This is a genomic window from Hydrogenophaga borbori, assembly GCF_003417535.1.
Taxonomy (GTDB): Bacteria; Pseudomonadota; Gammaproteobacteria; order Burkholderiales; family Burkholderiaceae_C; genus Hydrogenophaga; species Hydrogenophaga borbori.
Window position 1 is genome coordinate 574,315 of sequence record NZ_QVLS01000003.1, and the last position, 26,076, is coordinate 600,390.

A 26,076-nucleotide genomic window follows, 5' to 3' on the forward strand; every position below is an offset into this window, starting at 1 on the left:
CTGTGGGCGGTACTAGACCCGCCGGCTCACGTGGCTGCCGGCCGGGTCGCGCGCCACGGCGGGGCCTTCGTAGGCATCGAGCGATTTCGAACGCGCCGCGCTCGCGGCCTCCTGCGCGCGCGCCGCGTCGGCCTCGCGCTGCAGCGCCTGCTCCACCACGGTGGCGCTGGCATCCCAGACCTGGCGCAGGGTCTGGCGCAGTTGTTCGACGGTGTCGCGCTGCGCCTCCTGGCGCTGGCGCGCACGCTCCAGCTCCTGGGCACGCAGCTGCGTCTCGACCTCGCGCTTGAGGGCCAGTTCGGCGGCCTGTCGCACCGGCTCGCCGGGCGCGGTGTCCACGGCCGGCGCGCGCGCCGAGGCCTGGGGCGGCTGGCGACCAGGCCCCCGCTCCAGGCTGGCCTGGGTGTCGCGCGCGGCCGGCGCCGACGGCGCCACCGCCACCACGGCGGGCACCGAGGCGGCCACCGGCGCGGCCGTGCTGGACCAGGAAACGGAAGAAGTCGGTTGGGACGGGATCATGGGCACCCCCAATGATTCGGTCGCCGGGCGCAGACAAGCCCGGCGTTCTGAACACCCTATCGGCGGAATTGGGGGTGACTTGAGGGGCTTTTCGAGCGATCGGCCGCGCCGCGACAGGCGGTGCGCGGCCCGGCCTCAGCCCTCGACCCGCACCACGGTGACCGGCACGCGCGCGTTCTGCACCAGGTCCAGCGTGACCGAGCCCAGCACGCGGTCGGCCAGGCCCGGCGCGCCGGCACCCACCACGATGGCGTCCACGCCGTGGCGCTCGGCCAGGTCCAACAGGGCCGGCCCCACGTCGCCCTGGTGCACCACTTCCACGTCCACGGCCACGCCGGCCGCCCCCAGCAGTTGCTGCGCGGGCTTGATCAGGTCGCGCCCGGCCTCCTCGGCCACGCGGTCCAGCACACCGGGGTCACGCGCCACCACCATTTCGTACAGGTTGGCGCCGGCCTGCACATTGGCCAGCACGCAGCGCGCGCGCAGGCCCCGGCCCACCAGCAACAGCACATGGCGCACGGCCGCCATGGCAGCGGGCGAACCGTCGATGGGGATGAGGATGCGCAGCATGACCGTCTCCTTGCTGGCGCCGGCCGGCCTCAGGGCCGGTAGGGGCGCTCGTTGAATACGCACCAGTACAGCTCGATGTGCCCGGCGACCTCGATGAACTTGTTGAAGCTGACCGGCTTCTCGATGTAAGAGTTCACGCCCAGATCGTAGGCCTTCCCGAGGTCGCGGTCATCCCGCGAGGACGTGAGCACCACCACCGGGATGCGGCGCGCCAGTTCGTGCCGCTTGAAGGCCTGCAGCACCTCCAGGCCGGTCATGCGCGGCAGGTTGATGTCGAGCAGCATGACCGCGGGCATGGACTCGCCGGCCTCCCAGCGCGGCAGCCAGGCCAGCGCCTCCTCGCCGTCGCGCGCCACCTGGATCTGGTTGGCGAACTGGCGCTTGCTGAAGGCGCGCAGCGTGAGGTCCAGGTCCATGGGGTTGTCCTCGACCAGCAGGATGGGCGGCAGGGGACCCGGGCGTTGAGCGGTGTTCATGCGGGGAACTCCAGGAAAAAGGTGGTGCCCTGGCCAGGCACGCTCTCGGCCCAGACGCGGCCGCCCATGCGCTGCACGGCCTTGGCCACCAGGGCCAGGCCGACGCCGGTGCCCGGGTAGTCCTCGGCGCGCTGCAGGCGCTGGAAGATGCCGAAGATGCGGTCGTGGTACTTCATATCGAAGCCCACCCCGTGGTCGCGCACCCAGAGCCGGTGGCCGCCCTCCACGGGGCTGGCGCCGAGCTCGATGCGCGGCGGCTGGCCGGCGCGCGCGAACTTCAGCGCGTTGCCCACCAGGTTGCGCAGCACCACGGCCATGCCCTCGCGGTCCAGGCGAAGGCTCAAGGGTGGCAGGGCCAGCCGCACCTCGGCGCGGCTGCGTTCGATGTCGGCACCGAACTCGTCGAGCACGCGCCGCACCGTGGCCTCCAGGTCCAGCGGCTGCGGGTCCATGGCGCGGCGTTCCATGCGCGAGTAATCCAGCAGGTCGTTGATGAGCTCGCTCATCTGCTGCACGCCGCGGCGAATGCGCCGCACAAAGCCACGCTCTTCCTCGTTCAGCCGCTGGCCGGCCTCTTCCTCCAGCAGCTGGCTGTAGCCGTCGATGCCGCGCAGCGGCGCCTTGAGGTCGTGCGAGACGGTGTAGGTGAAGGCCTCGAGTTCGCGGTTGGCCGCGCTGAGCTGCTCGGTGCGCTCGCGCACGCGGTGCTCCAGCTCGGCGTTGGTGCGCTGCAGGTCGAGCTGGGCCCGCTTGAGGGCGGTGATGTCCAGCAGCGTGCCCGAGTAGCGCCAGCCGCCCTCGGGCGCGCGGTGGCGCGCCACGCTGGCGCGGAACCAGCGCTCCTCGCCAAGCCCGGGGTGGCGGCGGAACTCGGCGTGGGCCACGCCGTCGCCCTCCGCCGGCGATTGCATGAAGCCGCGCACCCGGTCGCGGTCCTCGGGGTGCATGCAGTCCAGGTAGGCGTCCAGCGTGGGCACCGGGCCCAGTGCCGGATCGCGCCCGATGTTGCGGAACATCTGCTCCGACCACCACACGCGGCCATCGGACATGTCGAAACGCCAGCTGCCCAGGCCGGCCAGGCCCTCGGCCTGTTCCAGCAGGCCCTTCTGCTCGCTCAGCGCCTCGCTGGCGCGCAGCCGGCCGGTCACGTCCTGGACGGTGGCGAACAGGCGGTGCAGCGTGCCGTCGGCCAGGCGCAGGGGGCGCACGTCGAGCTCCACGTGCACGATGCCGCCGTCGCCCCGCACGAAGCGCTTCTGCAGCTGGTAGCTGTCGATGTGGCCGGCGCGCAGGGCCTCGAACCGTTCGATATTGCGTTCCCGATCAGGCTGCGGCGTCATCTCGGCCCAGCTCATGCGCAGCACTTCCTCGCGCGGGCGACCCAGGATTTCGCACAGGCGGTCGTTCACCTGCAGCCAGCGCTTGCTGTCGGGGTCGGAGATCGCCATGCCGATGAAGGGCAGCTCGTAGAACAGGCGCTGCACCTCGCTTTGCTCGCGCAGCGCGAGCTGGGCCTCCTTCTGCGCGGTGATGTCGAGCAGGATGCCGCTGATGCTGTCGATCGCCCCGTCGGGGCGGCGCGTGATCGAGGTGCGGTCGTCGATCCAGGCGTAGACGCCGTCGGCGCGGCGCAGCCGGTATTCCTGGCGGTACTCGTGCCGGCCGGCCGCCCAGTGCGCCGCGATCTCGGTGTTCATGCGCTCGACGTCGTCCGGGTGCACGAGGTCGTCCCAGTCGATGGCGCCGCTGAGAAGATCCTGGGCCTCGTAGCCCCATTGCGCCACGGCGCGGCTGAGGTAGGTCATCGGCCAGCCGGGCTGATTGGCCCATTCGATGACGACCACCGGGGAGCGATCAACAAGGGCATGCAGGTGCTGCAGCCGCGCCTGGTCGCTCTCCAGGCGCTCGGCCATGCGGTCGGCGGCGGCGCCGATCAGGGCCAGCTCGTCGAAGCCCTGCAGGCCAGCGCGCGCCTGCAAGCGCCCCTCGCCCATGTCGGTGAGCGATCGGGCCAGGTGCTCGGCGCGGCGGAACCACGCAAAGTGCAGCACCAGGCCCAACGCGCCGGCCAGCGCCAGCAGCAGCAGGGTCTCGCGCAGCATCGCCTCGCGCAAGGCCGCGTGGCGCTGCGCCATCGGCACGGTGATGTCGACCAGCACCACCAGCCGGCGCCCGTTGCTCAGCGGCACCGCGCCCACCAGTTCCTGGCCGCCGACCCAGTAGCGCGGCACGATGGCCAGCGGGTCGAGCGCGCCGCGCGGCAGGGTGTCCAGGTAGAGCAGTTCGGGCCGGGCGGCGGCCACCTCGGCGAAATCGCGGCCGACGTCGGCGCGCGTGAGCGAGGCCAGCACCTTGCCGTCGGGCCGCAGCAGCCAGGCCGCGCGCATGCCCTTGTACAGGCCCAGGCCACCGACCACGCCGCGCGCGAACGACAGATTGGACGGATCGGCCTGCAGGTTCAGGCGGCTTTGTTCCACGGTGAGCCGCTCGCGCAGGCGCCGCGTCTCGGCCTCGGTCACCTCGGCCTCGACCTGGCGCATGCCGACCACGTACTTGGTGCCGGCCGTCAGCAGCGCGAACAGCGCCAGCAGCAGCGGCACCAGCCACCGGCCCTGCGGCATCCAGCGACCGGCCTGGCCGATCATGGCTGCCTCACCACGCGCCGCAGGGCCGAGGTGTCGACCAGGTCCACCAGCAGCGGCATGCGGCGCAGCAGGCCCACGTCCATGAGCGCGCCGCCCACCGAGCGCGCCCGGGCCTCCAGCGCCACCGAGGGGCCGGTGAGCTGCTCCAGCGACACGTCCAGCGGCATGAAGGCCACGTCCCGCAGTGCGCCCACGTACTCGAGGGTGCTCAGGCCGGTGCCGGGCGACAGCGCGGCGGCGGCGCGCGTGGCGTCGGCGTGCACCTCGGCCAGACCGGCGGCCCAGGCCCGCAGGAGCCCATCCACCGCCTCGGGCCGCGCGCGCAGCACGCTGGCGCGCACCACCATCACGTCGACCACCTCGCCCGGGATGGCGCGGCTGCTGAAGATGGGCCGGTACCCCGCGGCGATCAGCGCGCCCGACAGCGGGGCATGGCTCACCGCCGCCGCCACGCGGCCGTCGCGCAGGGCGTCCAGGTGGGCGTTGGCCTCCAGATTGACCACCCGGACCTCGGCGCGCGTGAGCCCGGTCTTGCCCAGCATGCGCTGCAGCATGAAGGCCCCCACCGAGGTGTCCTCCACGGCCACCATCTCGCCGCGCAGGTCGCGCGGCGACTCGATGTCGCGCCGCGCCACCACCACGTCAGCGCCCTGCGAGGCATTGAGCAGGGCCACGATGCGCAGGTCCACGCCGGCGTCCACCAGGCGCAGGGTTTCGTCCAGCGTGAGCGCGGCCGCGTCGAGCAGGCCGTTGTTGAGCGCGCGCTGGACCTCCGAACCCGAGGCCAGCTCCACCACCTTGACACGACCCGGGTCCACCAGGCCCCGCTCGCTCGCGAGCACCAGCGGATCGGCGCCCACGCGCATGTTCGTGCCCACGGCCAGGGGGGGCTGGGGAACCTCCATGCACCCCGCCAGCAGCAGGAGAACGGCGCAGCCAGCGGCGCGCCCCATGCGCGCCAGCCAGGTTTTCGTGTGTCGGCCACCCTGATCGTTCATGCCCCGCTTCCGTATCAGCCCGCATTGTCGGCCGGGCCTGTCACTTTCTGAAACAAATCTCGCTGGGGAAGCCGCGCAGGCGTCGCGGGCGCCCGACGCGAGTACTTTCCACCGACGCCCCCGACCCTGGTCAGTCCGGCGGCAGCGGCAACAGCACCTCGAACACCGCGCCCTGGCCCGCGTTCGGTCGCACGGCGATCGAGCCGCCGTGGGCCTCGGCGACCTGGCGGGCCACCGCCAGCCCGAGGCCGGTGCCCTCGTACTCGCTCTTGAGGTTCAGGCGCTGGAAGGGCTGGAACAGGCGGCCCGCGTGCTCGGGCGCGATGCCGATGCCGTTGTCGCCGACCGAGACCTTCACGCGGCCGTCCGACAGGCAGGCGCTCACGCTCACCCGGGGCGCGCGGTTGCGCGGCACGAACTTCAGCGCGTTGGTCAGCAGGTTCTGGAACAGCAGCGACAGCAGGCTGGCGTGGCCCGGCACCACGGGCAGCGGGTCGATGTGGAGCTCGGCGCCGGTCTCGGCGATGCGCGCGGCCAGGGCGTCGCGCAGCTCGGCCATCACGCGGTCCAGCGGCACCAGGGTGGGCTCGTCGGTCTCGCCGGCCTGCAGGCGCGCGTAGCGCACCACATCGTCAAGCAGGGTGCGCATGCGTGCGCTGGCGCGCAGCACCAGGCGCATGTAGCGCTGCGCCTCCGGCGGCAGCTGGGCGCTGTGGTCCTCGTCGATCAGGCCCACGAACTGGGCGATGGTGTTGAGCGGCTCGCGCAGGTCGTGCGAGGCGATGCGCACGAACTGCACCAGGCTGTCGTTGGCCTGGCGCAGCTCGTCGGCGGTGCGCTGCAGGCTGGCGTGGCTTTCGCGCAGCTCCACCATCGCCACCGCGAGGTTCTGGCGATCGGCGGCCGACATCTGCCTGAGCTGGTCGTTGGCCTGCTTCAGGCGCAGCTGGGTGCGCACGCGCGCCTGCACCACCGGTGGGTGGATGGGCTTGGCGATGAAGTCGGCCGCACCGCGCTCCAGGCCTGCCTGCTCGAAATCGGCCTCGGCGTGGCTGGTGACCATGATCACCGGCAGGTCGACCAGCGCCGGGTTGGCCTTGATCGCGTCGAGCACGTCGAAGCCCGAGAGGCCGGGCATCTGGGCGTCCAGCAGCACGATGTCGGGCACGGCGCTGGCGATGCGCTCGAGCGCGTCCTGCCCATGCATGGCGAAGCGCAGCCGGCCCAGGGGCCGCAGCGCCTTGGCCAGCACCTGCACCATGCCGGGGTCGTCGTCGACGATCAGGATGTCGGGCAGCGCGGCGTCGTTCATGTGGCCAGCTCCCTCTGCAGCAGCTCGGCGGCGGCCGCGAAGTCGAGCGCGCCGATGTGGTTTTCCAGTTCCGAGGCCCGTGCGTCGCCCAGGCGGCGACGCAGCGCAGCGCCCTGGGTGTCGAACAGGCTCAGGGCGTCGAGGTCGTGGCGCGCGAGCAGCTCGTGCAGGCGGCGCAGCGCCTCGTCGCTGGCGGGCGGCTCGGCGCTGTCGCCGGGCGCGGCAGCGCCGGCCTGCGACAGCCAGGCCCCCGCCGCCAGGCGCAGGCGGCGCAGGCTGGCCTGCAGCTCGCGCCAGGGCGCCTGCAGGGACTGCGCCGGCTGGCCGTCGCGCAGCGCGTTTTCCACCACGCCCGCGTGGCGGTGCAGGGCCAGGGCGTCGACCAGGCCGGCGGCCCCGCGCAGCTTGTGCACGCGCGCGGCCAGCCCTTGGCGCGCGTCGGGCGCGAGGGCGGCGGGCAGGGGCTCCTCGGCCAGCGGTGCGAACTCGTCGAACAGGCGGCGCAGGCTGCGGCGCAGCAGCGCCACGTCGCCGCCCAGGCGGCGGTGCGCCTGCGCGCCGTCGATGCCATCGATCTCGGGCCAGTCGTCGGCCACGGCGGTCAGCGGGGCCGGCGCGCTCGGGGGCGCCACGGCCCCGTCGGGGCCCGCCAGCGCCTGCGCCACCACCTCCAGCAACTGGTCGGGGTCAATGGGCTTGGTGAGGAAATGGTCCATGCCGGCGTCCAGCGCGCGGCGGCGCTCCTCGGCCAGCGCGCCGGCCGTCAGCGCCACCACCGGCAGCTGGCGCAGGTTCGGATCGCTGCGCATCTCGCGCGTGGCCTGCAGCCCGTCCATCTCGGGCATCTGCACGTCCATGAGCACCACGTCGAAGTGCGGCCCGTCGCGCAGCAGGGCCAGGGCCTCGCGGCCGTTGCTGGCCAGGAACACGCTGGCGCCCTCGCGCTCCAGCATGTGCTGCGCGATCTCCTGGTTGATCTCGCTGTCGTCCACCACCAGCACGCGCGTGCCGGCCAGGCGCTGCACGGCCTCGGGCGCGGTGTGGCGCTGCGCGTCCAGCACGCGCCGGCTGTGGCCGTGGCGCGCCACCACGCCCTGGTTGACGGCGTTGAACAGCACGGAGGCGTTGACCGGCTTGGTGAGGATGTCGTCGGCCAGGCGCAGGTGGTCCTCGCGCGCGACGCGCTCGCGATCGCTGGCCGACACCATGAGCGCGGCCGGCAGGCGCAGCAGGCCGTGCCGTTCGGCCAGCGCGGCCAGCGACTGCAGGCCGTTCATGCCGGGCAGCTGCCAGTCCACCAGCAGGGCGTCGGGCAGCGGCTGGCCGGCGGCCAGGCGGCCCTCGATCCAGTGCAGCATGGCTTCGCCCGATTCGCAGGACTCGGTGCGCCAGCCGAAGGCGCGCGCCATGTCCACCAGGGCCTGGCGCTCGGCCGGCACGTCGTCGACCACCAGCACCTCCAGCGCGCCGCTGGGGGCGGTGAGCGGCGCCAGCGCCGAGGGCGTGGCCTCCGCCTCGCGCAGGTTCACCTCGAACCAGAACAGGCTGCCCTGGCCAGGCGCGCTCCGCACGCCGATGCGCCCGCCCATCATCTCGACCAGGTGGCGCACGATGGACAGGCCCAGGCCGGTGCCGCCGTAGCGGCGCGAGGTGGAGGCGTCGGCCTGCGAGAACGGCGTGAACAGGCGCTCCTGCACCTCGGGCGCGATGCCCTCGCCGCTGTCGCGCACCTCGCCGCGCAGGCGCACGGTGCCGCCGTCGGACGAGACCAGCCCCAGGCCCACCTCGACCCCGCCCTCGGCGGTGAACTTCAGCGCGTTGCCCAGCAGGTTGGTGAAGATCTGGCGCAGGCGCAGCGCGTCGCCGCTCACCCGCGCCGGCAGCTCGGGCGCAGCGCGCACGGTGAGCGCGAGCCGCTTGGCTTCGGCCTGCTGGCGGAACACCGCGTCCAGCTCGGCCAGCAGCACGGAGGGGCTGAAGGGCGCTTCTTCGAGCGTGAAGGCGCCGGCCTCGATCTTGGCCATGTCCAGCACGTCGTTGACGATGCCCAGCAGCGACTGGCTGGCCATCTGCGACTTGGCCAGCAGCTGCTGCTGGCGCACGGTGAGCGGCGTGTCGGCCAGCAGGTGCGACAGGCCGATCACCGCGTGCAGCGGCGTGCGGATCTCGTGGCTCATGTTGGCCAGGAACTCGCCCTTGGCGCGTGACGCGGCCTCGGCCGCCTCGGTGGCGTGCACGAGGTCGGTGATGTCGATGCAGAAGCCGGCGATGTGGCCGTCGGGCATGCGGTTCTCGATCATGCGCACCACGCGCCCGCTGCGCAGGCGCTGCAGGAACACGCTGTTGCCCGCGCGGTGATGGGCCATGCGCTGCGCCACCCACTTCTCCCGGTCATCGCCGGTGTCGAGCACCTGGCCGCGCTCGAAGCTGGCGCGGATGATGGTCTCGAACGGCGTGCCGGGCTGCAGCAGGTCGCCCACGTGCGCGAACAGGCGATGGTACTTCTCGTTGCACAGCAGCAGGCGGTCCTCCAGGTCGTAGAGCACGAAGGCCTCGTCCACGGAGTCGATGGCGCCGCGCAGCAGGGCCTCGGTGCGCGCGATGCTCTGCTCGGCGCGCTTGCGCTCGCTCATGTCCATATACGTGGTGACGAAGCCGCCGCCCGGCATGGGGGTGCCGCGGATCTCCAGCGGCGTGCCGTCGGGCCGCACGCGCTCGAAGCGGTGCGGCACGGGACTGCGCGCGTTGGCCAGCAGGCGCTCGATGGTGGGCTCGACGTCGATCTCGCCGTACTCGCCGCGGCGCGCGTTGAAGCGCACGATGTCCTCGAAGCCCGGCACGCCGCGCGCGAACAGGGCGTCGAGTTCGAGCAGGCGCACGAACTCGCTGTTCCAGGCCACCAGCCGCAGCTCGGCGTCGAAGGCGCTGATCGCGCAGGGCATGTTCTCCAGGATGCTGTGCTGCAGTGCGTTCACGCGCATCAGCTCGGCCTGCATCAGGTGGCGATCGGTCACGTCCTGCATGGCGCCGACGATCTGCACCACCTTGCCGTCGAAGTCCTGCACCGGCTCGCCCACCAGGCGCACGCGCAGCTCGCGGCCCTTGGCCGAGCGGAACGGCAGCTCGATGTCGAAGGGTTCGGCGCGCCGGCGCGCGGCGCGCAGCGCGTCGAGCAACTCGCGCTTGGCCTCGCCCTCGTAGAAGCTCAGCGGCGTCGCCGGGTCCAGCGCGAACTCGATGCCGACCTCGTGGATGGCGTACATCTGCGGTGTCCAGACCACCGTGCCGTCGACCACGTCGTACTGCCAGCCGCCCACGCCGGCCACGCGGCCCGTGCGGTTGAGCAGGGCCTCGCTGGCGGCCAGGCGCTGCTGCGATTCCTTGGCGGCCGTGATGTCGCGGTGCGTGCCGTACATCCACAGCGGCTCGCCCTCCTGCGTCCAGCTGTTCACGCGCCCGCGGTCAAGGATCCACACCCAGTAGCCGTTGCGGTGGCGCAGCCGCACCTCGCACTCGTACTGCGCGATCTCGCCCATGAAGTGCCGGCGCAGCATGTCACGCGCGCGATCGATGTCGTCGGGGTGGATCAGCTGCTGCCAGGCGCCCGGGCCCATGGTGTTGAGCTCGTCCAGCGTGAGGCCGACCATCTCGGCCCAGCGCGCGTTGTACAGGCGCTCGCCGGTCTGCACGTTCCACTCCCAGGTACCGGCGTTGGTGCCGCGCAGGATGTTCTGCAGCCGCTCGCGCTCGCGCGACAGGCTGGCCGTGCGCTCGCGCACCAGCTGCTCCAGACTGGTGTTGAGCTCCACCACCTCGCGCTGCGCCGCGCGCTCGTCGGTGATGTCGCGCACGATGGCGGCGGTGCCCACCGGCTCGCCGCCGGCATCGAGGATCGGCGACAGCGTAATGGAGACTTCCACGCGCTGGCCGCTGCGCGTGCGCAGCCAGCGCTCCATGCGCGGCGTGTCGCCGGCGCCGTCCTCGCCCTGGGCCTGCACCTGCGCGCCGTCGTCGTCCGTGGGCACCAGCAGCGATTCGATGGTGGCGCCGGCGGCCTCTTCGGCGCTGTAGCCGAACAGCGCCTGCGCACCGCGGTTCCACGACGTCACGCGGCCTTCCGGGTCGAGGCCGATGATGGCGTCGCGCGTCTGCTCGACGATGGCCGCCAGGCGCAGGCGCTGGCGCCGCACCTCGTCGCTGCGGCTGCCGTTGACCCAGTAGAGGTAGATCAGCGCCAGGCCGACGAGCAGGGCCAGCAGCACCAGCGGCAGCTGCCGCACCGCGGCCAGGCGCGCTTCCTCGGCCACATGCTCCTGCGGCATCACCACCAGGAAGCGCAGCAGGCCGACGTCGCTGTTGGGGTTGCCGCGCAATTCGCTCTGGCCCACCAGCATGAGGCCCTGGGTTCCCTGCCAGCGCGGCGGCCCGCCGGCGCGGTAGGGGTTGACGGCCACGTACTCGTCCTGCCAACGCTGGCGCTGGCCGGTGTCGAAGCCGTACTCGCGCTCGCGCTGCGGGTGGCGCAGGTAGTCGCCGGCGGCGTTGGTGAGCACGAAGAAGGCGCCCTCGGGCGAGCGCGAGGGGAACTGCATCACGGCACGATCCAGATCGACGTGGATGACGACCAGGCCGAAGAGCTGCCCGCGCCCATCGAACACCGGCGTGGCGTAGCGCGCCACCGCGCGGCGTGGCGACACCACCGCGCCGTTCTCGCGGTGCAGGGCCATGTCGTACACGAACACCATGCCGGGCGCGACCCAGCGCGTATCGCCCAGTTCGCGCTCGTCGAGCGCATCCGCCAGGCGCTCGGGCGGCGCCGCCTCCACGCTCAGGCCGTTGCGCTCCACGCGCACCAGCTCGCGCGGGTTCGGCCCGGCCAGCAACAGGCTGACGCGGAACACATCGGCCGAGGTGTCGATGTAGCGCTCGAAGGTCTCCTGCAGGCGCACCCTCCACTGGTCTTCGGTCGAGGCGTCCTCGGGGTCGATGCCCCCGTTCTCCCGCGCGCGCACCAGCCCCTGCAGCGGCGGCGAGCTGCCCAGGAACTGCACCGACTTGCGGCGGAACGCGCGCTGGGACTGCGTGTTGTCGGCGAAGCCCCGCGCCGCTGCCTCCAGCTGGCGCTGCGACTGGTCCATGGCCTGGTTGAAATCGGCGTGGTAGCTCACCGCCAGGCTGATCAGGGCCAGCACGGCGCCGATCAGGGCGCCGCGGCGCAGCAAGGGGCTGCGCACGAAATCCATCGGCCCCAGCGGCGCGCGCGCCCCGGGGCGCCCGGGTGCGGCGATCCAGTCCATGGCCCGGCGCGAGCGCCTCAGCGCCAGCGCCACGCCGCCGAGCCCGGCGCCGATCAAGGCGACGATGGCCGCCGCCCCCAAGGGCGTGGGCCCGGGCAGGTGGGCCTGCAGCGCTTGCGTGGCCTGCAGCCGCAGCGTCCAGCGGCGGCCGTGGGCGTCGAAGCCGCTGTCCAGGCTGGCGACGGTGGCGCCGCCGGTGGGGTCGCGCGCGTCGAAGAGCGGCGAGGGGTCGCCGCCGTCCGCGAGCGTGACGGCGATGTCGCGCGACGCCGGCATCAGCTCGGTCACCAGTTCCTCGATCACCAGGGGGGCGACCACCCAGCCGACGGTGTCGCGCCAGCGGCGCTCGCGGTCGCCGGCCCCGGGGTCGAGGCCGCGGTAGACCGGCAGCAGGAACAGCAGGCCGTGGTCGGGCTGGCCGCCGGGCTGCTTCAGGGCGAGCGGCGCGCTCAGCAGCGCCCGGCCTTCGCGCGCGGCGGCTTGGGCGGCGGCGCGGCGCAGCGGCTCCGAGGCCAGGTCCAGGCCCATGGCGTGCGCGTTCGCGGGCATCGGGTAGACGTACTGCGTCACGTAGGCCTCGCCCGGGTTGGGCCCGAGCTCGCGCACCTGGAAGTCCGCCGGCCCCTCGGCCCGCGCCTGGGCGAGGAAGTCGTCCCTCTGGTCCACGCCGACGCGGCGCACGAAGCCGAAACCGAACGCGCCCGGGAATTCGTGCGGCAGGTCGCGCGTGGCCATGTAGGCCTCGAAACCGCGGCGGGTGATCGCATCGCCCCCGGCGGCCATGACGGCACCGCGCGCGCCACGCAGGCCGTACTCGATCCGGCTCAGGCGGTCCTGCAGACGCTGCGTGAGCTGGCCCGCCTCGTCGCGCAGGCGCTCCTGCACGCTCTCGGCGCGCTCGGCCTGCGTCCAGGCGGCGGCCGCCGCCGCGCACAGCAGCACACCGGCGATCCACAGCCCCCAAGCCCAGCGGTGCGGCGCGTCGTGAGCGACCTTGTCCAAATCCGGTGTCCTTCGGGCCATGGGCCCTGTTGCGCGAGCCGCCCGCGTGAGGACCCGGCGGGCCCTGGCGCTGGCGGCAGCGGTGTTGTCAGCCTGCGGCGCCCACGCGGGCGGCGCACGCGAAGCATGCTAACGAGGGATGTCGGCGCCCGGCGTGCGAAATGAAGGGATTCCCCGGGGCAATTCGCCCGGCGGCACCCCCGGCCGGCCGCGGGCTCAGGCGGCGACGTCCTGCAGCACGGCCGCCGCTTCGGCCTTGCCCAGCGGCTTGGTGAGGTAGCCCTTGACGCTGTGGAAACCGCCGGCGCGCGCGCGGTCGGCCGGATCGGAGGAGGACGAGAGCATGGCCACCACGGCACTGCCCCGGTGCGCGGGCGGCAGGGCCTCGAAGGCCTCCAGGAAGGCGAAACCGTCCATCACGGGCATGTTGATGTCCAGCAGGATCAGGTCGACGCCATGGTCGGGCGAGGCGGCCAGGTGGTCCAGCGCGTCCTGCGCGCGCTCGAAGCCCAGCACCTCGCACGGCACGCCGCAGCGCTGCAGCGCCAGCCGGGTGAACAGCAGATCGCTGTCGCTGTCGTCGACCATCATCACGCGGCGGGGCATCGAATCTCCAAGGGGCACGAACGGGAAACAAGCGCAACTGTAAGCGCCGCGTCAGGGCGCACACAATGCATCGCCCGAACACCCCAGTGGATCGGGAGGTCGGGATGGCGCGCCACGCGCGGCCCGGCCCGCCGCGGGGGCTCAGGGCGCCGTGGCGTCGGCGCACCGCCATGTGAGCGCCCGCTTTCCGCTCGGCCACATCAGCGGGCGGCGACCACGGGCGCAGGGTCCGCCGCGTCGCGCCCGGCGGGCCGGGGCCTCGCGGGGGCGCGCCGCAGAATGCCGGCCAGGATCTGCGGCACCTCGTACAAGGCGCGGTTGTGGTGGCCGCGCACGCGCTCGCGCCAGGCGGGCAGGTCGGCCAGCAGCTCGTCCACGGCCGGCGCCAGGCCGGCGGCGCGGCGGTAGACCAGGCCCACGCCCTGCTCGCGGATCCAGGTGGCGTTGTAGCGCTCCTGCGGCATGGTCCAGGCGTTGTCGGAAACGACCACCGGCAGGCCGCGCTGCAGGGCCTCGCTCACGCTGCCGGGGCCGGGCTTGCCGATGAAGAAGTCGGCCAGGTCCATGTAGCGCGTCACCTCGGGGGTGAAGCCCACGATGTGGCGCGGCGCGCGCGCCGGCAGCCCGGCCAGGGCCCGCGCCAGGGCCTGGTTGTGGCCGCACATCAGGATCAGCGGCACGTCCGGCAGGCGCCGCGCGATGCCCAGCATGGCGCGCGAGCCGTGGCCGCCGAACAGCACCAGGCCGGTCGGCTGGTGCGGGTCCAGGCCCAGGCGCGCGCGTTCGGCCGCGCGGTCGGCCACCGGCGGGCCGTAGAAGCCGGGGCGCAGGATCATGCCGCTGGTGGCGTGCACGCGCGACGGCGCATGGCCGGCCGCCAGGGCCTGGGCCCGTGCGCGCGGCGTGCCGCAGATGAAGTGCTGCGGCTGGCCGCGCTCGATCCAGAAGCGCGGCGGGTGGTCGGCCAGGTCGGTGAGCACGGTGGCGTAGGGCACGCCGGGGCGCGCCTGCGCCAGGCTGTGGTAGAGCGCGCGGTTGAAGTTGGGGATGAGCGAGACCACCAGATCGGGCTGGGTGGCGGCCCAATGCGCGCGCAGCCTGCGCACCAGTGTCGGGTGGGCCAGGCGGATCACGGCCTGCAGCAACTTCAGTTCCTGCGCCATGCCCAGGGTCCAGCCGCGCGCAAGGCGGCGGTTGTACCAGTCCTCGGGCGCGCTGCCGGTGAGGCGGCGAAAGCTCTGCGAGGGGTCCAGCACCTCGAACAGGTTGACCAGGCGCACGGTCCAGGGCAGCTGCAGTTCGTTCAGCACGCCCTGCAGGGCGAGGGCGGAGGCGCGGTGGCCGCCGCCGGCGTTGAAATAGATGAGATCGACCTGGGTCATGGGCCTGCCGCGCGTGGTGGCGAAGCGAACAGGCTATGAAGGTCAGGCGACAGCGGCGTGACGTCCTGGCGGCGCCACGGTGACGGCCGTGGCCGGGGCGTTCAGGCCGGGCCGGGCGATTCGCGCGTGAGCGCCACGCCACCCTGCAGGCGCTCGCTCACGCTGCGCCGCACGCTGTCGGGCGCCTCGGCCAGCAGGGCGGGCCAGTCGGCCTGGGCGCGGCGCACGGTGTCGCGGCACACGCGCAGCAGCGCGCCGGGACGCGGCAGGCCGGCGGCGGCGATCAGCTCGCGCAGCGCGTCCCAGCCGAAGGCGCGCAGCCTGGCGTCGATGCCGCGGTTGACGCCGTAGTCGGGCTCGGGCACGGCCTCGAACAGCGCGCTCACGCAGACCGGGTCGTACAGCGGCGCCAGGCGGGGCTCGTGGCCGTCGGGGTAGACCAGGGCCCAGTTCTTCAGGTGGGCGTCGGTATTGCCCATGAGAATGAAGGCCACGAAGCGCTGCAGGAACTCGCGCACGTCGGGCACCGGCGCGCTGGAGTAACGGTCGAGCACCGCGAGCATGCGGCCGTAGTCCTCGCGGATACCGCGGCCGTACTTGGCGCGCGGCGCGTAGCCCAGGGCCTGCGCGAACTCCTCCATGTGCACCCGCCGGCCGTCCTGGCGGTCGAAGCGCCGCACGGCCAGGATCTCCTCGAACGGGACCCGCTCGGGCAGATCGGCTTCGGCGCGGGCGATCACCCGGGCCTCGGCCGTGCGCAGGCCCAGGGCCGCGCACAGGCGGTAGCCGGTGGCCTCGTTGCGCACCAGGTCGGGGTGGCGGCTGGTCGGCAGCTTCAGGATGAACTCGCCGGCCGCCCCGTGGCGGCGTACCACGTAGCGGCGACCGTCCTGCACGGCGGAGAACTTGGCGATCACGCCGGGCAAGGCGGTGGCGTCTTCCACCGGGTCTTCGACGAAGCCGGGCTCCAGCACATCCAGCCCCAGTGCGGTGTGCCAGTGGCGCACGGCCTGGGGTATCTCCTGGTGCGCGGGCGGCGGCTCCACCTCCAGCGCGCCCATGAGGTCGTGGCCGGCGGCGGCGAGCAGCTCGAACTCGTCGTCCACGTCGCAGCCGCGCTGGCGCGCCAGGCGCTCGCGGTTGTGGCCCTCGGGCAGCAGGTTCTGGAAGAACACCGGCCAGCGGCCGTCGACGCGCACCAGGCGCTCATCGCGCGGCGCGGACAGGATCTGGCGCGTCTGCGCGTCGTTCACCCCGCGAAGGCTCATGGAGACCGTGGGCCGCTGCGGGTCGGCGATGTAATCCTCGTCGAAAGACACCCGCAGGATGTCGCCGTAGCGCGAGAGGTGGCCGATGCCGCGCCGCCCACCCTGCGGCAGGTGCAGGTACAGGCGCAGGTAGCGGATGGCGGTGCTCACGCAACGGCCCTCCGTGCGGCGCGCGGCGGCGCGGATGCCTTCGGCGGGCCGGGCGGTGCCATCAGCGCGGCTTGCCTGGCGCGGGCGCGGGCACCACGAGCAGGTCCACCACCGACTGGGGCGCGCCCACGCCGGCCGGCTGGGCCACCAGGCGGCCGCCCGCGCGCACGAAGTCGTCGATGGCGGGGCGCAGCTCGCGCGGCACGAGCATGAGCTCCAGCCCGAGCGCGCGCGCGAGCTCCTGCAGGGTGGACAGGCGGGGGTCCAACCCGGCCTCCAGCCGACCCACCGTCATGCGGTTCACGCCGGCGCGCTCGGCAAGCTCGGCTTGCGTCAGACTGCTGGCCTTGCGAGCGGCTTCCAGGTCGTCGAGAATGCCCATATTGACGATCATTTTCTATTAAAAGCTATTTAAATATAGCTTTTTGAGGCCTTTGGGGCTAAATGCTAATTTAGCTTATCTTTTATCACAAAAAGCTAAGTTTTTTCATCATGAACACGCACCAGATCTACCACAACCCCGCCTGCGGCACCTCGCGCAACACCCTGGCGCTGATGCGCCACTGCGGCGTCGAGCCCCAGGTCATCGACTACCTCAAAACACCGCCCTCGCGCCAGGAACTGCGCCAGCTGCTCGCCGCCATGGGCCTGGGCGTGCGCGACATCCTGCGCGAGCGCGGCACGCCCTACGCCGAGCTGGGCCTGGACCAGCCGCACTGGAGCGACGAGCAGCTGCTCGACTTCATCGAGGCCCACCCCATCCTGATGAACCGCCCCATCGTGGTCACGCCCCTGGGCACGCGGCTGTGCCGACCGTCGGAGCGGGTGCTGGACCTGCTGCCCGAGCCGCCGAAGAAGGCCTTCGTCAAGTCGGACGGCGAGGCGGTGCTGGACGATCAGGGCCGGCGCCTGCGCTGAACGCCGCGCGGAGCACTCGGTTCAATAGAGCGTTTCCACCGCGGCATTGAACCGGTAGCCCGCTCCGCGCTCGGTCACGATCAGCATGGGCTTGCTGTGGTCGGCCTCGATCTTGCGGCGCAGGCGCAGCACCTGCACGTCGATCGCGCGGTCGTAGACCTCGGCGCTGTGCAGGCGCGACAGCTCCAGCAGCTGGTCACGGCTGAGCACGCGCTGCGGCGCGGCGCAGAAGGCCATCAGCAGGCTGAACTCGTTGTTGCCCAGCTCCACCTTGCGCCCGTCGGGCCCGGTGAGGCGGCGCGTGCGCAGGTTCAGCTCCCAGCCGGCGAAGCGGAAAGCGCGGCGCTGGTCTTCGCGCGCGCCTTCCTCGGGCGCACGCGGCTGGTAGCGGCGCAGCACGGCGCGGATGCGCGCCAGCAGCTCGCGCGGGCTGAAGGGCTTGGTGACGTAGTCGTCGGCGCCGAGCTCCAGGCCCATCACGCGGTCGGCCTCCTCGGCGCGGCCCGTCAGCAAGATCACCGGCACCGGCGCGCGCTCGCGCAGCTGGCGCGCCAGCGCCAGCCCATCCTCGCCCGGCAGGCGCAGGTCCAGCACCACCAGGTCGATGGCCTCCTGGTCGAACACCTCGAACAGGCGCCGCCCGCTGTCAACCGCGCTCACACGCATGTCGGCCTCGCCCAGGTAGCCCTGCAGCAGCTCGCGCAGCGCGGGGTCGTCGTCCACCACCAGGATGTGCGGCGGATGGGTATTGGCCGGGGCGTCGTCGGTCATCGGCGGCAAAGGAATGTCGTGGCGAACGGTGCGGCGCGTGCCCGCATCCGCTATGGTCGATGGTAGCGCCCACCCCCACCCCATGGCCTCCGAACAAGCCCCCACCCCGATCAGCGAGCTCTCGCTCGACGATGGCGGGGCGTCCGCGGCGCGCGCGCCGCGCTGGCGCGAACTGCTGTTCGACCGGGTCGTCATCGTGCCGGTGCTGATCGCCGCCTGCCTCGCGGGCGGCCTCGGCGTCGGCCTGGCCACGCTGCGCCAGCAGGTGCTCAACAGCGAGGAGCGCATGCTCGCGGCCCTGTCCGCCGCCCTGGCCGACCAGGCCGACAACGCGCTGGCCGCCGCGCAGACCGCGATGCAGGCCACGGCCGAGGAAATCGTGGGCGGCGCCTGGGTGCCCGACACCGTGGTGGCCGGCGCGGTGCTGCGCGCGCGCGCCGCCGCCCTGCCGGCCGCGCGCCAGATGCTGCTGCTCGATGCCCAGGCCAATGTGCTGCAGGCCGCGGACGAGGAACTGGAAGAGCCCCCGCACGCGCGCGCCGATTACTTCCTCAGCGCGCTCGGCGCCGCGCCGGGCTCGGCCCACATCGGCGCGCCCACCGTGTGGCCCGGGCAGGAAACGCCCTGGATCCCGCTGTCCATGCCCTGGTCCACGCCCCATGGGCGGCACAGCGGGGTGATCGTGGTGGCGGCCGACACGGCCCTGCTGCTCGGCGGCTTCGAGCGGCGCTCACCCGCGCCCGACGCGCGCCTGCGCGTGCTGCGCACCGACGGCACGCCGCTGCTGGAATCCGATCCGTCCAGCGGCTGGCCCGAGCGCGCCGGCACGCTGCATCCGCCGGCTGGCGTGAGCGCCTGGACGCAAATCGTGTCCCGGCCTGGCGACGACGGCCGGCGCCACGACCTGCTGCTGGCCGGCCATGCGATGCAACGCGCCCCGCTGGCCGTGGTGCTCTCGCGCGACACGCAGGTGGTGCTGGCCGACTGGCACCTGCAGGCCTGGCTGGTGGGCGGCTTCGCGCTCGCCGCGCTGCTGGTCACCACCGTGCTGAGCCTGCGCCACGCGCGCGAACAGCGCTGGCGCGAACACAGCCAGCGTGACCTGCAGCGCCAGCGCGAACGCGCCGCGCGCGCCTTCGCCGCCGCTCGAGAAGGCCTGTGGGAATGGGACCCGGCGAGCGAGCGCCACTACCTGTCGCCGCGCATGCGCGAGCTGCTGGGCTTCGACGCCAGCGCCAGCGCCCCGCCGGCCACGCACGCGCTGTCATGGCCGGATCGCGTGAGCCAGGACGATCGCCGCCGCCTGCGCGAAGCGATTGACGCACACGTGCGCGAGCGCGCACGCGACTTCTCCGTCACCCTGCGCGTGATGCCGCCCGGCCAGCCGCCGCGCCACGTGCGCCTGCGCGGCCAGGGCCTGCGCGACGCGCGCGAACAGCTGCTGCTGCTGGCCGGCACGGCCTACGACGTATCGGACGAGGTGGCGGTGTCGGAAGCCGCGCGCCGGCTCGACGAACAACTGCAGCGCGCGCGCCAGTTCGAGGCCCTGGGCGCGTTGGCCGGCGGCGTGGCGCACGACTTCAACAACGTGCTCGCGGCCATCCTGGGTTTCGGCGAACGCGCGCGCGCGCTGGCGCCCGAGGGCAGCGCGCTGGCCGGCCATGTGCAGCACATGCTCAGCGCCGGCGAGCGCGGCAAAACCCTGGTCGCGCGCATGATGGCCTTCGGCCGCACCGGTCAGGGCTTGCGCCAGCCCTACCGCCCGCGCGCGCTGGTCCAGGAAGCCTGGACCCTGGCCGTGCAGGGCGTGCCGGAAGGTGTGCAGGCACGGCTCGACCTCGACGCCGAAGACCCTGAGCTGGTGGGTGACGGCGTGGCCTTCTTCGAGGCCGCGCTCAACCTCCTGCGCAACGCGGTGCAGGCGGTGGGCGATCGCGGCTCGCTGCGCGCGCGCCTGTCCAGCGAAACCGTGGACCAGCCGCGCGTGCTCTGGCAAGGCAGCCTGCGCCCGGGCCGCTGGCTGGGCCTGCGGGTGGAAGACGACGGCCCCGGCATCGACGCCGAGCACCTGCCGCGCCTGCTCGAGCCGTTCTACAGCACGCGCAGCGCGCAGGGCGGCACCGGCCTGGGCCTGGCCGTGGTGCACGCCGCGGTCCGCGACGCGCACGGGGCGATCGACCTGCGCACCGCGCCCGGCGAGGGCACCACCATCACCCTGTACCTGCCGCTGCCCGAACCCGCCGCCGCGCCCACGGCGCCCGGCGTCGAAGAGGCCGCGTGGTCGGGCCAGGGCGAGGTGGTGCTGGTGGTCGACGACGAACCCGCGCTCGTGGCCCTGCTGGAAGAGCACCTGGCCGAACGCGGGTTCGAGCCGCGTGGCTTCAGCGACGCCGAGTTGGCCTGGCAGGCGTTCGAGGCCGAACCGGGCCTGTTCGCCGCCGTGCTGAGCGACCAGGCCATGCCGCGCCTGGGCGGGCTGGAACTGATCGAGCGCTGCCGGCGCCTGTCGCCCGGCGTGGTGACCATCATCGCCACGGCCTACGGCGGCACCGACTTCGGCGCGCGCGCCAGCGCCGCCGGTGTGCAGGCGGTGCTGGCCAAACCGTTGAGCTGGAGCGAGCTCGACGCCGTCCTGCAGCGGCTGCTGCGCGCCCCGCGCTGATCCCCGCCCCTCGAGCCCCCGGGGACACCCGGCCCGCGCTCTGTTGCAAGTGAAATGCCGCCACCAGGGCGACGACACGCCGCGATGCACGAGCACCGCCACGATCCGCCCCGTGGTCGATGACACGCAGCATCGACCGCGACACACAAGCACTGCGACCACGGAGTTTTCATGCTGAACACGCGCAACACCCTCATCGCCGCCGCCATCCTCGCCCTGGGCGCCAGTGCCTGGGCGCAAGGCAGCACCAACGGCGCGCTCAAGCAACCGGCCCCACCGGTCCCGGCCAGCGCACCCGCTGCCATGCCTTCCACCCCTGCGCCCGCTGCCATGCCGGCCGCCACCCCGCCGGCCGCCGACAAGATGGCGACCAAGCCGGCCGTGAAGAAGGCCGAGAAGAAGCACGCCAAGGCCACGAAGAAAGACCACAAGATGAAGAAGACCACCCACAAGCCGGCCGCCAAACCCGCGCAGTAAACCCCTCCGTTTTCAGACGGCCGGCTGGACGGGCCCGTGCCGTTTGCCCCCTTGGCGGACCTCCGGGTCCGCCTTTTTTATGCGCCGTCGCGCTCGGGTAATCGCGACGGGCCCCGCCTTTACCGCAACATGGCGGCACACCCCTGCCCGCACCCCATGCCCTCGCCCCACTGGCCCCGCCCCTCCCTCGCCACCTTGGACCGCTGGCGGTCCTGGCCTTGGCGCTGGCTGTTCAGCCTCGCGAGCCTGGCCCTGCTCGCGCTGGCGCTGTGGTGGCTGCACCGCGAACTGGCCCACCTGCGCCCCGCCGATGTGCGCCACGCCATCGCGGCCCTGCCCGCCTCGGCCCTGCTCGCGGCGCTGGCGGCCACCGCCATCAGCTACATCGCCCTGGCGGGACAGGACGCCCTGGCCCTGCGCCTGATCGGGCGGTCGCTGCCGGCGCCTCGCGTGGCCGCCACCGCCTTCATGGCCACCGCCGTCGGGCACAACCTGGGCTTCGCCCTGGTCAGCGGGGGCGCGGTGCGCCTGCGCCTGTATGGCGCCTGGGGCCTGTCGGCCGCCGAAGTCGCCACCGTCATGGGGCTCGGCGCCGCGGGGCTGGCGATGGGCCTGCTGTTCTGCGGCGGGTTCGCGCTGGCCCTGGAGCCCCCCAGCCTGCTGGCCGCCCTGGGCCTGCCGGCGGCCCTGGGCCATGGGACGGGCCTGCTGCTGGCCGCCCTGCCCCTGGCCGGTCTGGCCTGGCTCGCCCGCGCCCGGCCCGGCCAGGCCCTGCCCTGGTGGCCCTACCCCCGGCCGCGGCCCGCGGCCGGCCTGGCCTCGCTCACCCTGGCCGTGATCGACCTGTCGGCCGCCTCCCTGGTGCTGTGGAGCCTGCTGCCCGCGGGCACGGTGGGCTGGCCGACCTTCCTGGGCCTGTTCGTGCTGGCCGCCCTGGTGGGCATCGTCAGCCACGTGCCCGGCGGGCTGGGCGTGTTCGAAGCGGTGCTGATCGCCGGCCTGCCGCAGGCGAACGCGCAGGACCTGCTGGCCGCGGCCCTCGCCTACCGCGCCATCTACTACCTGCTGCCTCTGGCGCTGACGGCGCTGATCGCCAGCGCCATGCTGCTGCGCGCCCACGGGCGGCGCTGGTGGCGCCTGGCGCGGCGCGCGCAGCCCGCGGTCACCTGGGTCGCGCCCTGGGTGGGCAGCGCCATGGTCTTCGCCGCTGGCGCGGTGCTGCTGGTCTCCGGCAGCCTGCCGGCGCGCGGCGAGCGCTTGCACTGGCTCGGTGGCGTGCTGCCACTGCCGTTGCTGGAGGTTTCGCACCTCGCGGGCAGCCTCATCGGCCTGGCGCTGCTGGTGCTGTCGCAGGCGCTGCTGCGCCGCATCGCGGCCGCGCACCGCCTGGCGGTGCTGCTGCTGCTCGCGGGCGCGGCGGCGTCGCTGGTGAAGGGCCTGGACGTGGAGGAATCCGCCATCGCGCTGCTGACAGCGGGTGTGCTGTACGCGGGACGCGCGGCCTTCAACCGCCCCGCGCGGCTGGAACCCACCGACCTGGGCCCCGCGGCCTGGCTGGGCATCGGCGCGGTGGTGCTGGCCAGCGCCTGGGTCGGCCTGTTCAGCTACCGGCACGTGGAGTACCGCAACGAACTCTGGTGGCATGTCGCGCTGCACGGCAACGCGCCCCGCTACCTGCGCGCCACCCTGCTGGTGTCGGTGGCCTGCGCCACGCTGGCGCTGTGGCAGGCGGTGCGGCCCCGGCCGCCGGGCAGCGCCGAGCCCACGGCCGGCGGCCTGAAAACGGCCCAGCGCCTGGTGGCCGAGGCCCCTCGCACCGATGCCGCCCTGGTGCTGCTGGGCGACAAGCGCCTGCTGATCGACCCGGAGGGCCTGGCCTTTGTGATGTACCAGGTGCAAGGCGGCAGCTGGATCGCCATGGGCGACCCCGTGGGTGCCGCGCCCGAGGGCGACCGTCTGGCCTGGCAGCTTTTGGAAATGGCCGACCGCCACGGCGCGCGCGCGGCGTTCTACCAGGTCGAGGCGCACCGGCTGCCGCTCTACCTGGACATGGGCCTGGCCGCCACCAAGCTGGGTGAGGAAGCGATCGTGCCGCTGGCCGGCTTCAGCCTGGAGGGCGCGGCGCGCGCCAACCTGCGGCGCGCCCACCGCAAGGCCGAGCGCGAGGGCCTGCGCTACGAGGTGATCGACGCGTCGGCGGTGGACGCCGCGTTGCCGCGCCTGCGGGCCGTGTCGCAGGCCTGGCTGCAGGGCAAGACCACCCGCGAGAAGGGCTTCTCGCTGGGGCGTTTCGACGAGGCCTACCTGCGGCACTTCCCCCACGCCCTGGTGTGGCGCAGCGATGAGCTGGTGGCCTTCGCCAACCTGTGGACCGGCGACGGCCGCACGGAACTGTCCATCGATCTCATGCGCCACCTGCCCACGGCGCCCGGTGGCGTGATGGACTACCTCTTCGTGGAGACCATGCGCTGGGGTGCAGCGCGCGGCTTTCAACGCTTCAACCTGGGCATGGCGCCACTGGCCGGGCTGGAAACGCACCCGCTGGCGCCGCTGTGGCACCGCGTGGGCACCACCCTGTTCCACAACGGCGAGCACTTCTACAACTTTCAGGGCCTGCGCGCCTACAAGGCCAAATTCGACCCGGTCTGGCAGCCCCGCTACCTGGCCGCGCCCGGGGGCCTGGCCCTGCCGGGTGTGCTGTTCGACCTGGCCTCGCTCATCGGCGGCGGCTGGCGCGGCATCGTCGCTCGCTGACGCCCGCCCGCTCGGCGGCCCCTTCGTTGCATACGAAATCTGCGGGCCGCGGCCGGTAGCCGGCCCGCAACCTCCCGCGCCCATGATTTTTTCCACGCCGGCACCGTGGCAATCCCGCCGCCGCGCCGGCCCCAACGACTGGAGAAGTTCATGCAACAGAACCCCTTGCCATCGTCGGTGACCGGTATCGATTCGCTGATCCACGCGGCCGGCCACCACCGCCCGCTCGCGCCCGGCGCGACCACCACCAACCTTGTGCCGCTGCTCGACGACGTGCGCGACGCCATGGTGGCCATTTACTGCGACCACGACGCGCAGGCCGCGCACCGCATCGAGCACGCCCGCTCGCTGCTGCGCGATCAGGCGGGCGCCTCGATGGCGGCCTGGTCCCTGCTGGAAGAAGCGGCCTTTCACCTGCGGCTGCACCACCCCTGGTCCGCGCTGTCGGCCCTGCGCCAGGCCGGTGACGCGCTGCTGATGGCGCGACTGGACGGAGGCCGAGCATGAACAAGCCCCTGATGAGCGCGCGCTACCTGCGCCACCGCCTGTTGCCGCTGGTGACGGCCATGCTGGTGTCGGGCGCCGTGGGCGGCCTGGCCGTGGGCTGGGGCCTCTCGCGCCACGGCACCCAGGCCCCCCTACCCATCACTGCCACCACCACGCCGACCGCTTTCCTGCGCACCGCCGCTTCGGTGGCGGCGCCCGCCAGCGGCCCGGTCGACTTCGCCACCATCGCGCAGGCCAATGGCGCGGCGGTGGTCAACATCTCGGTCAGCGGCACGCGCCGCGTCGGCCTGACGGGCGACGGCGCACCGCGCCAGGGCGCCAATCCCTTCGGCTTTCCCTTCCCCTTCCCCGACGGAAGCGGCGAAGCCCCGCGCAAGGACATCGTGCGCGGCCAGGGCTCAGGCTTCATCGTCGACAAGGACGGCCTGGTGCTGACCAATGCGCACGTGGTGGACGGCGCCTCGCACGTCACGGTGAAGCTGCCCGACCGGCGCGAGTTCCAGGCCCGCGTGCTCGGCACCGACCCCATGACCGACGTGGCCGTGCTCAAGATCGAGGCCAAGAACCTGCCCACCGTGCCACTCGGCACCGAAAAGGACCTGCGTGTGGGCGACTGGGTGCTGGCCATTGGCTCGCCCTACGGCTTCGAGAACACCGCCACCGTGGGCGTGGTCAGCGCCAAGGGCCGCTCGCTGCCTGACGAAAGCTACGTGCCCTTCATCCAGACGGACGCGGCGATCAACCCCGGCAACTCCGGCGGCCCGCTGTTCAACGCGCGCGGCCAGGTGGTCGGCATCAACTCCCAGATCTTCAGCCACACCGGCGGCTACCAGGGCCTGTCCTTCTCCATCCCGATCGACGTCGCCTTGAAGGTGAAGGACCAGATCGTGAAGAGCGGCCAGGCGCAGCACGCGCGCCTGGGCGTGGCGGCGCAGGAAGTGAACCAGACACTGGCCGAATCCTTCGGACTGGACGCGCCGCGCGGCGCGCTGGTGGCGCAGGTGGAGCCCGGCAGCCCCGCCGACAAGGCCGGCCTGCGCTCGGGCGACGTGATCCTGCGCGTGGGCAAGGAGCCAGTGGACCGCATCGCGGACCTGCCGCTGCTGGTGGGCCAGGCGCAGCCCGGCGAGCGCGTGGACATCGGCTACTGGCGCGACGGGCGCGAGGCCCAGACCTCGGTCGAGTTGGCGAGCGCCAGCGACGACCGCGCGGGCGCGGCCAAGACCGCTTCGGCCGCGGGCAGCGAGCACAAGCTGGGCCTCATGCTGCGGCCCCTGAGCGAGCCCGAGCGGCGCGCCAGCGGCACCCGCCAGGGCCTGCTGATCGAGGACGTGACGGGCGCCGCGGAACTCGCGGGCGTGCAGGCCGGCGACCTGCTCATCGGCATCAACGGCAAGCCCGTGAGCACGGTGGCCCAGGTCAAGGCCGAGGCGCGCGAGGCCAAACAGGCCATCGCGCTGCAGCTCCTGCGCGACGGCAACACGCTGTTCGTTCCCCTGCGCGTGGGTTGAACGCCGCAGGCCTCAGGCCCGAAGCACCCGGCGGTGGCCCGTTAAGCGAGCCACCGCTTTCTTCTTTTATAGGACTTGATGTCCTTGAAGCTCTTGCGTTCGCCGCCGCCCATGCCGAGGTAGAACTCCTTGACGTCCTCGTTGTTGCGCAGCTCGGGCGCGGGCCCGTCCATGACGATGCGCCCGCTCTCCATGATGTAGCCGTAGTCGGCGTAGCGCAGCGCCATGTTGGTGTTCTGCTCGGCCAGCAG

General features: G+C 73.0%; 18 protein-coding genes and 1 pseudogene. 6 read left to right on the plus strand and 13 right to left on the minus strand.

Annotated features, from left to right (window positions below; genetic code table 11):
* Positions 1-12 precede the first annotated feature (12 nt).
* The 11 genes from DY262_RS08560 to DY262_RS08610 all read right to left on the minus strand — a co-directional run bounded on the left by DY262_RS08560 (position 13) and on the right by DY262_RS08610 (position 16,619).
* Positions 13-519, minus strand: coding sequence for a hypothetical protein (locus DY262_RS08560; protein WP_147326197.1), 507 nt, complete (start codon positions 517-519; stop codon positions 13-15).
* Between the two features lie 135 nt (positions 520-654).
* The gene (locus DY262_RS08565) at positions 655-1,089 is read right to left on the minus strand and encodes a universal stress protein (RefSeq protein ID WP_116958491.1); all 435 of its coding nucleotides are present in this window, start codon (positions 1,087-1,089) and stop codon (positions 655-657) included.
* A gap of 29 nt (positions 1,090-1,118) precedes the next feature.
* Positions 1,119-1,565: a response regulator gene (locus tag DY262_RS08570; RefSeq protein WP_116958492.1), complete on the minus strand. Its 447-nt coding sequence runs from the start codon at positions 1,563-1,565 to the stop codon at positions 1,119-1,121.
* Complete coding sequence (locus tag DY262_RS08575; RefSeq protein WP_116958493.1) at positions 1,562-4,210, minus strand: PAS domain-containing sensor histidine kinase; 2,649 nt, start codon at positions 4,208-4,210, stop codon at positions 1,562-1,564. The genes DY262_RS08570 and DY262_RS08575 overlap by 4 nt, the downstream gene beginning before the upstream one ends.
* A complete protein-coding gene (locus tag DY262_RS08580) occupies positions 4,207-5,208 on the minus strand; it encodes an ABC transporter substrate-binding protein (protein ID WP_116958494.1) in 1,002 nt (333 codons plus the stop codon). Before DY262_RS08580 ends, DY262_RS08575 begins: the two co-directional genes overlap by 4 nt.
* A gap of 130 nt (positions 5,209-5,338) precedes the next feature.
* Complete coding sequence (locus DY262_RS08585) at positions 5,339-6,520, minus strand: sensor histidine kinase (RefSeq protein ID WP_116958495.1); 1,182 nt, start codon at positions 6,518-6,520, stop codon at positions 5,339-5,341.
* Positions 6,517-12,819 carry a PAS-domain containing protein gene (locus DY262_RS08590; protein WP_181936450.1) on the minus strand — a complete coding sequence of 2,101 codons (6,303 nt, stop codon included), beginning with the start codon at positions 12,817-12,819 and terminating at the stop codon, positions 6,517-6,519. The genes DY262_RS08585 and DY262_RS08590 overlap by 4 nt, the downstream gene beginning before the upstream one ends.
* Positions 12,820-13,035: 216 nt before the next feature.
* On the minus strand, positions 13,036-13,425 hold the full coding sequence (locus DY262_RS08595; protein WP_070401118.1) for a response regulator: 390 nt from the start codon (positions 13,423-13,425) through the stop codon (positions 13,036-13,038).
* Between the two features lie 200 nt (positions 13,426-13,625).
* On the minus strand, positions 13,626-14,807 hold the full coding sequence (locus DY262_RS08600; protein ID WP_116958497.1) for a glycosyltransferase: 1,182 nt from the start codon (positions 14,805-14,807) through the stop codon (positions 13,626-13,628).
* A 101-nt stretch (positions 14,808-14,908) separates the two neighbouring features.
* Positions 14,909-16,225 (minus strand): type II toxin-antitoxin system HipA family toxin, encoded by a 1,317-nt coding sequence (locus DY262_RS08605; RefSeq protein ID WP_116958498.1) that lies wholly within the window; start codon positions 16,223-16,225, stop codon positions 14,909-14,911.
* 61 nt (positions 16,226-16,286) lie between these two features.
* Complete coding sequence (locus tag DY262_RS08610) at positions 16,287-16,619, minus strand: helix-turn-helix transcriptional regulator (protein WP_116958499.1); 333 nt, start codon at positions 16,617-16,619, stop codon at positions 16,287-16,289.
* Between the two features lie 98 nt (positions 16,620-16,717).
* Here DY262_RS08610 and arsC point away from each other — a divergent pair, with 98 nt between their 5' ends.
* Positions 16,718-17,143 (plus strand): arsenate reductase (glutaredoxin), encoded by a 426-nt coding sequence (gene arsC, locus DY262_RS08615; protein ID WP_116958500.1) that lies wholly within the window; start codon positions 16,718-16,720, stop codon positions 17,141-17,143.
* Positions 17,144-17,164: 21 nt separating this feature from the next.
* Here arsC and DY262_RS08620 read toward each other — a convergent pair whose 3' ends face one another.
* Positions 17,165-17,914 carry a response regulator transcription factor gene (locus DY262_RS08620; RefSeq protein WP_116958501.1) on the minus strand — a complete coding sequence of 250 codons (750 nt, stop codon included), beginning with the start codon at positions 17,912-17,914 and terminating at the stop codon, positions 17,165-17,167.
* Positions 17,915-17,996: 82 nt separating this feature from the next.
* Between DY262_RS08620 and DY262_RS08625 the strand changes: the two genes are divergently transcribed.
* The 5 genes from DY262_RS08625 (at position 17,997) to DY262_RS08645 (ending at position 25,825) form a co-directional block, all read left to right on the plus strand.
* On the plus strand, positions 17,997-20,576 hold the full coding sequence (locus DY262_RS08625; protein WP_116958502.1) for an ATP-binding protein: 2,580 nt from the start codon (positions 17,997-17,999) through the stop codon (positions 20,574-20,576).
* Positions 20,577-20,747: 171 nt separating this feature from the next.
* Positions 20,748-21,053, plus strand: a complete 306-nt coding sequence (locus tag DY262_RS08630; RefSeq protein WP_116958503.1) for a hypothetical protein — start codon at positions 20,748-20,750, stop codon at positions 21,051-21,053.
* A 156-nt stretch (positions 21,054-21,209) separates the two neighbouring features.
* Complete coding sequence (gene mprF, locus DY262_RS08635) at positions 21,210-23,807, plus strand: bifunctional lysylphosphatidylglycerol flippase/synthetase MprF (RefSeq protein ID WP_116958504.1); 2,598 nt, start codon at positions 21,210-21,212, stop codon at positions 23,805-23,807.
* 150 nt (positions 23,808-23,957) lie between these two features.
* Positions 23,958-24,314, plus strand: a complete 357-nt coding sequence (locus DY262_RS08640; RefSeq protein WP_070401110.1) for a hypothetical protein — start codon at positions 23,958-23,960, stop codon at positions 24,312-24,314.
* Positions 24,311-25,825 carry a Do family serine endopeptidase gene (locus DY262_RS08645; RefSeq protein ID WP_245980878.1) on the plus strand — a complete coding sequence of 505 codons (1,515 nt, stop codon included), beginning with the start codon at positions 24,311-24,313 and terminating at the stop codon, positions 25,823-25,825. The genes DY262_RS08640 and DY262_RS08645 overlap by 4 nt, the downstream gene beginning before the upstream one ends.
* Before the next feature lie 41 nt (positions 25,826-25,866).
* Here DY262_RS08645 and DY262_RS08650 read toward each other — a convergent pair.
* Positions 25,867-26,076, minus strand: a pseudogene (locus tag DY262_RS08650) (ABC transporter ATP-binding protein); the annotation flags it as partial.